A 10,164-nucleotide genomic window follows, 5' to 3' on the forward strand; every position below is an offset into this window, starting at 1 on the left:
AGCTCGTCCAGCAGCGCGTCCCGCCGGGCCCGGTACGCGGCGGCCACCCGGTCGGCCGGCGCGGCGTCGCGGCTCCACAGCTCCGCGACGGTGCGCTGCAGCAGGTGGCTGACCCAGCCGGCGCCCAGCCGCAGCCGGCCGGTCACCCGTCCGATCGTCTCCTCGTCCCCGACCGCCACCGAGACCCGCAGGTCCGGCCCGTACGCCTTGGCCGCCGAGCGCACCACCGCCCAGTGCCGGGTGCCCGCCCCGACCAGCGGGTGGTACGGCTGGTCGACCATGCCGTGCCCGTGGTCGTCCTCGATCAGCAGCACCCCGGGGTGCTCGGCCAGGACGGCCTTGAGCGCCTCGGCCCGCCGCGCGGTGAGCGCCGCACCGGTCGGGTTCTGCGCCCGGCTGGTGACCACCACGGCCCGGACGCCCTCGGCCAGCGCGGCGGCCAGCGACCCCGGCAGCGGGCCCTCGCCGTCCAGCCGGACGGGCACCTGCTTCAGCCCCAGCGCGGGCAGCAGGTCGAGCAGGCTGCCCCAGCCCGGGTCCTCGACGGCCACCGCGTCGCCGGGGCGCAGCCGGGCGCCGAGGATCCGTTCGACGGTGTCCAGCGAGCCGGAGGCGACGGCGATCGGGCCGCCGGGCAGGCCGTCGGCCTCCAAGGAGGCGCGGGCGAGCGCGAGCAGCCGCGGGTCGACGCCGGCGTGCCCGTACAGCACGGGGTCGGTGCGCGCGGCCTCGGCGGCGGCCGCGAGGGCCTGGGCGAGGTCGGGCAGCAGGGCCGGGTCGGGGTTGCCGGTGGACAGGTCGCGGGCGTGCGGCGGGACGGGGATGCGGATCTGGTCGCGCGGGGTGAGCGCGGGCCTGGGCAGGATGCGGCTGCCCTTGCGGCCGGCCGTCTCGATCACGCCGCGGTCGCGCAGCAGCCGGTAGGCGGCGGCGACGGTGTTGGGGTTGACGCCCAGTTCGGCGGCGAGGTCGCGCAGCGGGGGCAGCGCGGTTCCCGGGGCGAGCTGCCCGCTGCTCACGCCCTGCTCGACGTGGGCCGCGATTTCGCTGGCGCGTCGCCCTTTCAGCGGATAGTCTCCTAGCACAAAGCTAAGTATGCACTAGTACATAGAGGATGTCATGTCGGCCAACCCGGAAGACTCGCCCAGCTACTCCCGCACCCCCAGGACCACCCCCACCCGCTACCGGGACCGGGCCACCTGGGAGCAGGAGGCGATCCACGCCATCCTCGACAGCGCCTACATCTGCCACCTCGGCTTCGTCGTCGACGGCGCCCCCGTGGTCCTGCCGACGATCTTCGCCCGGGTCGGCAGCCGGCTCTACGTCCACGGCTCCACCGGAAGCCGCCCGATGCGCAACGCCTCCGGCGAGCAGGGCATGCCGGTGTGCGTCACCGTCACCCAGGTCGACGCGCTGGTGCTGACCAAGTCCGCGTTCAACCACTCGGTGAACTTCCGCTCGGTGGTCGCCCACGGCACCGCGCACCAGGTCACCGACCCCGAGGAGCTGGACGTCGCGCTCGCCGCCCTGGTCGACCACGCGATACCGGGGCGCTCCGCCGAGGTCCGTCCGGCCAACGCCAAGGAGCTCGCCGCCACCGCCGTCGTCCGGCTGGAGCTGGACGAGGTCTCGGCCAAGACCCGGGAGGACGGCGCCGCCGACGACCCGGAGGACACCGGCCTGCCGTACTGGTCCGGGCTGATCCCGGTCACCACCGTGCACGGCACCCCCGAGCCGCACCCCGGCACCGCCGTCCCGCTCCCCGCGCACCTGCGCGGCTACCCCCGCTGACGGGAGGCCCACCCGTGCTGATCAGATCCTGGGACCGCGGTGACGAGGCCGAGTGGCGCGCCTGGCTGGCCGAGGGCCGCGACTTCGGCCTGCTCGCCGCCAACGGCGGCCCCGGCGAGGGGCCGGTGCTGGTCCCGACGCACTTCCTGCTGGACGCCGACCGCGGCGAGATCCTGCTCCACCTCGCCGCGCCCAACCCGCTGCTGGCCGCCGTCCGGGCCGACCCGAAGGTCACCCTCGCGGTCACCGACGGCTACGCCTTCGCCCCGGGCCACTGGCGCGGCGCACCGGGCACGCCCACCAGCTACTACGCCTCGGTCCACTTCCACTGCACCGCCGAGGTGGTGGAGTCCGCGGCCGGCAAGGCCGAGATCCTCAACCGCCAGCTGGCGCACTTCCAGCCCGAGACCCCGGAGGTCCGGGTGGTGCCCGGCGAGGGCGAGCTGGCCCGGCAGCTGCCCGGCCTGCGCGGGCTCCGGCTGACCGTCGACGAGGTGCGGGCCAAGTTCAAGTACGACGACAAGAAGCCCGCCGAGGCGCAGTACGCGATCGCCGACCGGCTCGCCGAACGCGCCGACGGCCGGGGGCGCGGCCGCGACCAGTACGCCGCCGCCCGGGCCCAGCTGCTCCGCCGTCACCGGCGGCGCACCGACGGGCCGCGGGGCGCCGCCGACCCCGTGGGCGACGCCCCGCGCGCCGACCTCCCGCGCACCGTCGACCGGCGCACCGAGCGGCCGCGCGCCGCCGGCTGACCCCGGATCACCCGGTCGGCCGCCCCCTCGGGCAGGTCGGCCGCCGCGCTGCTCGAATGTGAGACGAGCCCTGCCCACTCGGCGTCAGAGCGGGCCCGTCCACCCCCGGGAGCGCGCGTGTCCTCAGTCAACAGCCAACGGGCGGCCGGCGAGGCCCACCTCGGCCACGTCGTGTTCATCTCGGCGGCCGCCGCCATGGGCGGCTTCCTGTTCGGCTACGACAGCGCGGTGATCAACGGCGCCGTGACGGGCATCCAGAAGCACTTCGGGGTCGGCCACGGCACCACCGCCTTCGTGGTGGCGATCGCGCTGCTCGGCTCGGCGGTGGGCGCGGTGATCGCCGGCCGGCTCGCCGACCGCCTCGGCCGGGTCCGCACGATGCTGCTGGCCGCCGCCCTGTTCGCGGCCAGCGGCATCGGCTCGATGTTCCCGCCGAACATCGAGACCCTCGCCACCTGGCGCGTGGTCGGCGGCATCGCGATCGGCATCGCCTCGGTGATCGCCCCGACCTACATCGCCGAGGTCGCCCCGACCGCGTACCGCGGCCGGCTCGCCTCCTTCCAGCAGATGGCGATCGTGCTCGGCATCACCGTCTCCCAGCTCGCCAACTGGGCCCTCAACCAGGCCGCCGGCGGCGAGTCCACCAACCACCTCGGCGGCATCCAGGCCTGGCAGTGGATGCTCGGCGTCGAGGCCATCCCGGCCCTGGTGTACGGGCTGATGGCGCTCGCCATCCCGGAGTCGCCGCGCTTCCTGATCGCCGACCACCGCGAGGAGCAGGCCCGCAAGGTGCTGGTCGAGGTCGAGGGCGAGGGCGTGGACCTGGACGCCCGGGTCGCGGAGATCCGCTCGGTGCTGGAGTCCAGCCACAAGCCCCGGATGAAGGACCTGATGGGCGGCCGCTTCGGCCTGCTGCCGATCGTCTGGGTCGGCATCGGCGCCTCGGTGTTCCAGCAGTTCGTCGGCATCAACGTGATCTTCTACTACTCGTCCCTGCTGTGGCAGTCGGTCGGCATCAACGAGTCCAACTCGCTGCTGATCAGCCTCTCCACCTCGATCATCAACGTGATCGGCACGGTGATCGCGATGGCCCTGGTGGACCGGATCGGCCGCAAGCCGCTCGCCTTGGCCGGCTCGATCGGCATGGCGGCCGCACTGGGCACCGCCGCCTGGGCGTTCTCCTACCGGGAGGGCACCGGCGACACCGCCACCCTGGACAACACCCACGCCACCGTCGCCCTGGTCGCCGCGCACGTCTTCGTGCTCTGCTTCGCCTTCTCCTGGGGCGTGGTGGTCTGGGTCCTGCTCGGCGAGATGTTCCCCAACCGGATCCGCGCGCTGGCGCTGTCCGTCGCCGCCTCGGCGCAGTGGATCGCCAGCTGGGCGATCACCGTCCGCTTCCCGGACCTCGCCGACTGGAACCTCTCCGCGACGTACGTCATCTACGCGGCCTTCGCGCTGCTCTCCATCCCGTTCGTGGCCTTCTGCATCAAGGAGACCAAGGGACGCGCCCTGGAGGAGATGGGCTGACCCGGACCGCCCCGCCGAACTCCCGCCGCTCGCGGCCCGACCCACCGAGAGGAAGCCATGCCTGACCAGGGCGGCTCCCGGCAGAACGTCACCTTCCCGAGCAACGGCCGTACCGCGCACGGCTACCTGGCCCGCCCGCCGCAGGGCGTCGGACCGGGCCTGGTGGTGGTGCAGGAGTGGTGGGGCCTCACCTCGCACATCGCCGACATGGCCGACCGCTTCGCCGCCGAGGGCTTCACCGTCCTCGCCCCCGACCTGTTCGGCGGCGCCACCACCCACGACGGCACCGAGGCGGCCCGCTTCCGGCGCGAGCTGCCGGTCGACCGGGCGGTGGAGGACCTGGCCGGGGCGGTCGACCACCTGCTCGCGCTGGACGGCGTGGTCGGCGACGCGGTCGGCGTGGTCGGCTTCTGCATGGGCGGCGGCTTCGCCCTGCTGCTGGCCGCCCGGGCCGGCGACAGGGTGGCCGCCGTGGTCCCGTTCTACGGCCTGCCGCCCGACCCGGACTTCGACTACCGCGGCCTGACCGCCCACGTGCTCGGCCACTTCGGCGAGCTGGACGGCTCGATCCCGATGGCCGCCGTGGACGAGGCGGCGATCCGGATCGGCGAGGCCACCGACGTCCGCCCGGAGATCCACTTCTACCCGGCCGGGCACGCCTTCATGAACGACGAGAACCTGATCGGCACCTACGACCCGCTCCAGGCCCGGATCGCCTGGCGCCGCACCGTCACCTTCCTCTGGGGCCACCTCGGCTGACGGGGCCGGCACGGCCGACGGGGCAGACCTCGACGTACGGGGCCACCTCGGCCGACGGGGCAAGCTCGGCTGAAACCCCACCCTTCCGACGCCCCGGTACGACAACCGGATGGACACCCGTACGCCCCCACGGCATAGTCTCCGGGTGCCGACCCCACCCTCACGCCGCTTCGCCTGGGCGAGCCGCAACTTCCGCATCCAGACCGCCGCCACCGTGGTCAGCGGCCTCGGCAACGCCGGCGCCCCCATCGCCACCGCCTTCGCCGTGCTCGGCACCGGCGGCACCACGACAGAGGTCGGCTACGTCACCGCCGCCCGGCTGGTGCCCACCGTCCTGCTGATGGTGGTCGGCGGCACCCTCGCCGACCGGCTGCCGCGCCACCTGATCATGGTCGCCGCCAACGTGTTCAGCGGGGTCTCCCAGGCCGTCCTGGCCGCCCTGGTGCTGACCGGTGACGTCCGGCTCTGGCAGATGCTGGCGCTCTCCGCGGCCGGCGGGGCCGGCTACGCCCTCTACTCCCCCGCCTCCGGCGGCATGATCATGCAGGCCGTCCCCCAGGAGCACGCCGCCCGCGCCTTCGCGGTCTTCCGGATGGGCCTCAACGCCTCCCAGATCGGCGGCGCCGCCCTCGGCGGGGCGCTCACCGCCCTCGTCGGCCCGGGCTGGGTGCTCGCGCTGGACGCCCTGTGCTTCCTGGTCGCCGCCGCCCTCCGCTTCTTCCTGGAGCCGGAGAAGGCCCCCGCGTCCTCCGGCAGCAGCATGCTGCGCGACCTGCGCGAGGGCTGGCGGGAGTTCGCCTCCCGCCGCTGGCTCTGGGTGATCGTGCTCCAGTTCTCGGTGCTGGTCGCCTGCATCAACGCGGTGGAGTCGGTGTACGGGCCGACCGCCGCCAAGGAGCGGCTCGGCGGGGCGGGCGCCTGGGGCCTGGCGATGGCCGCCTACGGCGTCGGCCTGGTGGCCACCGGCGTGCTGATGACGCGCTGGCGGCCGCGCCGGATCCTGCTGGTCGGCAACTGGGGGGTCTTCCTGTTCGGCGTGCCCGCCCTGGCCCTCGCCGCCGAGGTGCCGCTGCCGCTGCTGGTCGTCGCGATGTTCCTGTCCGGCGTCGGCGTCACCGTCTTCGGCGTCAACTGGATGGTCGCGCTCCAGCAGGAGATACCCGAGGAGATGTTCTCCCGGGTCACCGCGTACGACGAGCTCGGCTCCTACTCGCTGGCCCCGGTCGGCACCGCGCTGGCCGGCCCCGCCGCCGTGGCGCTCGGCCTGTCGGGCGCGCTCTGGGCGTGCGCCGCCGCCTGTCTGGTGCTCAGCGCGGTCGTCCTGCTGGACCCGCAGGTGCGCCGGCTGAGCCGTCGGGGCACGACGGACGCACCGGTGCCCGTCAGCGAGCCCGCGCCCGCTCCATGAGCCCCCTGTGCGCCCCGCGTGCGCCCGCCCGTGGGCAACCGCAGGTGCGCGGGTGACGTCCGAAGTGTCAGGAAACACCACCGTCTCCGAGGGGCCACCGGTGCCGAAGCCACTGCTGTTCCTGGACGTCGACGGCGTCCTCAACCCGGTCCGCCCCCACCCGGACGCCGGGTTCGACACCCACACCCTGTTCGGCTACACCGTCCTGCTGTCCGCCCGGCACGGCGCCTGGCTGCGCGAGCTCTCCGGAACGTACGACCTGGTCTGGGCGACGACGTGGGAGGAGAACGCGAACACCCACATCGCCCCGGCGATCGGCCTGGACCCGCTCCCGGTGGTCACCTTCACCGGCTACGTCCCGCAGCCCGGCGACCCGCGCGTCCCGCTGATGGAGCTGTTCTCCGCCGCCAAGTGGGCCCCGCTGCTGCGCTACGCCGCCGGCCGGCCGTTCGCCTGGGTGGACGACGTCATCCCGCCGCGGCTGGTCCGCCGCTCCCAGTTGCGCCGGGACCGCCTGCTGCTGCCCGTCGACCCCGGCGAGGGCCTGGAGCGCCAGCACGTCGACCGGCTGCTCGCCCGTCCGCCGCGCGGCCGGGCGCGGTCGCTCAAGGGGTCGGCAGCCAGCTGACGTGCCCGGCCAGCAGCGCGTACCCGACAAAGGCCACCGTGTCGATCAGCGCGTGCGCCACCACCAGCGGCATCACCCGCCCCCAGCGCCGGTACAGCAGGCAGAACACCGCGCCCATCACCATGTTGCCGACCAGCCCGCCGACCCCCTGGTAGAGGTGGTACGAGCCGCGCAGCACCGAACTCGCGGCCACCGCCGCCGGCCAGGACCACCCGACCTGCCCCACCCGGCGCAGCAGGTAGCCGAGGACGACGACCTCCTCCAGGATCGCGTTCTGCCAGGCCGACAGCAGCAGCACCGGCACCCGCCACCACACGTCCGGCAGCCCGGACGGCGCCACCGTCAGGTTGTACCCGGCCGCCTGCGAGGCCAGGTAGAGCGCCAGACCCGACCCGCCGATCGCGGCCGCGACGGCGGCGCCCCGCCCCAGGTCGCGCAGCTTCTGCCCGAGGTCGAAGCCCAGTACCCGCAGCGCGACGCCCTCGCGCACCAGCAGGTACCCGACCAGCACCACCGGCATCAGCCCGCGCCCGATGTAGTACAGCTGCCACACCAGGTCCAGCCAGGGCCGCCCGGGCGCCCGCGAGCCGTTCAGCGTGGCGACCTGCTGGCCGAGCTTGAGCGGTTCGGTGAGCGAGCCGGTGAAGCTGATCAGCGCGCTGATCCCGCTGGCCCCGAGGGAGAGGCCGAGGACGATCAGCAGTTCCGCGCCGAACAGCCGACGGGTGGGCTTCGCGGTCTCCGGCGCGGTCGGGACGGTGGTCACGGGGGCTCCAGCGGACGGGCGGTCGCTCCGGCCGTCGGCCGACCGCCGGAGCGATCATCCTGACACAGCCGCCGGACCGCCCCGACGGGGAGGGCTCAGCCCACCGGCCAGGTGTGCACCGGCTCGCCGCCGCGCATGAGTTCGGCGTAGCGCCTGGTCATCGCCGCGAGCGCGGCCGGCCGGTCCATCCCGTACTGCTCGCGCAGCCGGTGGAAGGTGGCGGTCTGCCAGGACGCGCCGTTGGTGCGGCGCAGGCAGCGCTGCTCGATGATGCCCAGGTAGCGGTCCCGGTCGGCGGGCTCCACGCCCCACTCGTCCAGCCCCTGGTAGGCCATCGGCAGCAGCTCGTTGAGCACCAGGTCGACCGCGGACACGGTCTGCAGCCCGCCGCCGCGCCCGGCCCGCCCCGAGCGCGGCCACTGGAACACCGCGTCGATGCCGTACCGGGCGCCCTGCTGGAAGTTCTCGTCCGCCCGCTCGAACGGCAGCCGGGTCCAGATCGGCCGGGGCTGCTCGGCCAGCACCCGCACCAGGCCGTAGTAGAAGGCGGCGTTGGCGAGCGTGTCGGCCACCGTCGGCCCGGCCGGCAGCGCCCGGTTCTCCACCCTCAGGTGCGCCACCCCGCCCGCGATGTCGTACACCGGGCGGTTCCAGCGGTAGATGGTGCCGTTGTGCAGCCGCATCTCGGCGAGCCTGGGCGCGCCGCCGGAGGCCAGCACCTTCATCGGGTCCTCGTCGTCGCAGATCGGCAGCAGCGCGGGGAAGTACCGCAGGTTCTCCTCGAACAGGTCGTACGCCGAGTCCACCCAGCGCTCGCCGAACCAGGTGATCGGGCGCACGCCCTGGGCCTTGAGCTCCGCCGTACGGGTGTCACAGGCCTGTTGGAAGAGCACCGGACGGGTCTCCCGCCACAGCTCCCGCCCGAACAGGAAGGGCGAGTTGGCGCCGAGCGCGAGCTGCGGCCCGCAGATCGCCTGGGCCGCGTTCCACACCGAGGAGAACCGCTGCGGGGTCACCTGGAGGTGCAGTTGGAGCGAGGTGGCGGCGGCCTCGGCCACCATGGTGATCGACTCCAGCTGGAGGTGCTCGACGCCCTCGATGTCCAGCGCGATGTCCTCCCCGCGGGCGGCCAGGATCTGGTCGCTGAGCAGGCTGTACCGCTGGTTGTGGCTCATCGCGTCCAGCCCGGTGTGGGCGTGCTCCAGCGTCGGCAGGATGCCCACCATGACGATCCGGGCGCCCGCCTCGGCCGCCTGCCGGTCGGCGTAGCGCAGCCCGGTGTCGATCTCCTCGCGCAGCTCCTCGAACACGTGGCCGCAGAGCCGGTGCGGCGTGATGTTGACCTCGATGTTGAAGCGGCCCAGTTCGGTCTGGAAGTCGCTGGAGCCGATCGCGCTCAGCACCTGCGCGTTGTTCATGGCCGGCAGGCCCTGCTCGTCGGCCAGGTTGAGCTCGATCTCCAGGCCCATCACCGCCCGCGGCCGGTCGAAGCGGTCCTCCCGGATCATCCGTCCGAGCACGTCCAGACACGTGTGGAGCTTGCGCCGGTAGAGCTGCCGGTCCGCCAGTTCCGCCCGAGTCGCCACGACCTTCTCGCCCACGGTCCCCTCCTCCAGAGCCACCCCGTCGAGCACCCGGTCGACCGACCGTGCAAGCATGATGCCCACCGCGAAGATCGATACCCGAACGTGCGTACTGGCTTGCAATGCAAGGCATCTGACGGAAAATCAGACGAACTGTGGACTTGCCCGACACCACAGCCTGTGATAAACAGATCACCCTGCGCACCTGTTCGAATTCGCACAGCGCTCCGGCCGGTCCGCCTCGCCCCGAAAGCCCTCGTCGAGGCGGCGACCGCGCCGGCACCGCGATCCTGCACAACCGGACACGGCCCGGCCCCGTCACCGACGACGCGTCGCCCCGCCACGCCGGTATGCCGCACTCGCACGCCGATCTCGCTTGGAGAGGCGGACCCCGCCATGACTCTGCAAACCCCCCAGCCCCCGCCGAGCGCCCTGCGCGCCGTCCTGGGCGCGCTCGACTCGGAGACCGCGCTGCGCCAGCCCGCCGCCGCAGCACTGCGCCATCCGACCGGCCCACTGCTCCCCGCCCACCCGCTCGCGGTGCACGTCCTGAACGGCCCGCGCCCGGAGCTGCCGGCCGCCCGCCGCACCGGCTGGCGCTTCCTGATCAAGGACGGCGCCGAGGTGGCCGCCGCCGCCGAGGTGGTGCAGAGCGCCGAGGGCCACAGCTTCTCCCACTTCACCGCCGGCCCCTACCTCGACTCGACGGTCCGGGCGCTGCGCGAGGCCTGGCAGCTCGCCCAGGGCTCCCGGACCCGCCGGCAGCCCCGGCTGCTGACCTTCCCCGGCCAGTACGCCACGGCGCTCTGGCTGCACAACCCCGACGCCGACCCGGACGGCGACCTGCTGATCCCCCTGGCCCCGGCCCCGCTCGGCGTCGCCGCGCACCGCGCCCGGCCCGCCGCCGAACTGCTGCCGCTGCTCGCCCGCGCCCCGCTCGCCGGGCC

Annotated in this window: 10 protein-coding genes; 7 read left to right on the forward strand and 3 right to left on the reverse strand. The window is 74.0% G+C overall.

What is annotated here, in order from left to right:
- Positions 1–1,085, reverse strand: a 1,085-nt coding sequence (locus AE652_RS25425; RefSeq protein WP_049655512.1) for an aminotransferase class I/II-fold pyridoxal phosphate-dependent enzyme, incomplete at its 3' end; no start/stop codon positions are given.
- 34 nt (positions 1,086–1,119) lie between these two features.
- On the opposite strand from AE652_RS25425, the gene AE652_RS25430 reads away from it, so the two are divergent.
- The 6 genes from AE652_RS25430 to AE652_RS25455 all read left to right on the forward strand — a co-directional run bounded on the left by AE652_RS25430 (position 1,120) and on the right by AE652_RS25455 (position 6,868).
- Entirely contained in the window at positions 1,120–1,791 is a 672-nt protein-coding gene (locus AE652_RS25430) for a pyridoxamine 5'-phosphate oxidase family protein (RefSeq protein WP_049655499.1), read from the forward strand.
- Between the two features lie 14 nt (positions 1,792–1,805).
- Positions 1,806–2,543, forward strand: a complete 738-nt coding sequence (locus tag AE652_RS25435; RefSeq protein ID WP_063780262.1) for an FMN-binding negative transcriptional regulator — start codon at positions 1,806–1,808, stop codon at positions 2,541–2,543.
- A 117-nt stretch (positions 2,544–2,660) separates the two neighbouring features.
- Positions 2,661–4,073, forward strand: a complete 1,413-nt coding sequence (locus AE652_RS25440; RefSeq protein ID WP_049655500.1) for a sugar porter family MFS transporter — start codon at positions 2,661–2,663, stop codon at positions 4,071–4,073.
- 57 nt (positions 4,074–4,130) lie between these two features.
- On the forward strand, positions 4,131–4,832 hold the full coding sequence (locus AE652_RS25445) for a dienelactone hydrolase family protein (protein ID WP_049655503.1): 702 nt from the start codon (positions 4,131–4,133) through the stop codon (positions 4,830–4,832).
- A 145-nt stretch (positions 4,833–4,977) separates the two neighbouring features.
- Positions 4,978–6,240, forward strand: a complete 1,263-nt coding sequence (locus AE652_RS25450; RefSeq protein ID WP_234348529.1) for an MFS transporter — start codon at positions 4,978–4,980, stop codon at positions 6,238–6,240.
- A gap of 100 nt (positions 6,241–6,340) precedes the next feature.
- Positions 6,341–6,868: an HAD domain-containing protein gene (locus AE652_RS25455; protein ID WP_049655506.1), complete on the forward strand. Its 528-nt coding sequence runs from the start codon at positions 6,341–6,343 to the stop codon at positions 6,866–6,868.
- Here the strand turns inward: AE652_RS25455 and AE652_RS25460 are convergent.
- Both AE652_RS25460 and AE652_RS25465 read right to left on the reverse strand, forming a co-directional pair.
- Positions 6,846–7,634 (reverse strand): CPBP family intramembrane glutamic endopeptidase, encoded by a 789-nt coding sequence (locus tag AE652_RS25460; protein WP_049655508.1) that lies wholly within the window; start codon positions 7,632–7,634, stop codon positions 6,846–6,848. The two genes, AE652_RS25455 and AE652_RS25460, sit on opposite strands and share 23 nt — an antisense overlap.
- Before the next feature lie 95 nt (positions 7,635–7,729).
- On the reverse strand, positions 7,730–9,235 hold the full coding sequence (locus tag AE652_RS25465; RefSeq protein WP_049655516.1) for a glutamate--cysteine ligase: 1,506 nt from the start codon (positions 9,233–9,235) through the stop codon (positions 7,730–7,732).
- 378 nt (positions 9,236–9,613) lie between these two features.
- On the opposite strand from AE652_RS25465, the gene AE652_RS25470 reads away from it, so the two are divergent.
- A partial coding sequence (locus tag AE652_RS25470; protein ID WP_049655510.1) for a hypothetical protein occupies positions 9,614–10,164 on the forward strand: 551 nt, incomplete at its 3' end.

It is taken from the genome of Kitasatospora sp. MY 5-36 (genome assembly GCF_001182915.1).
In the GTDB taxonomy this organism is placed as follows: domain Bacteria; phylum Actinomycetota; class Actinomycetes; order Streptomycetales; family Streptomycetaceae; genus Kitasatospora.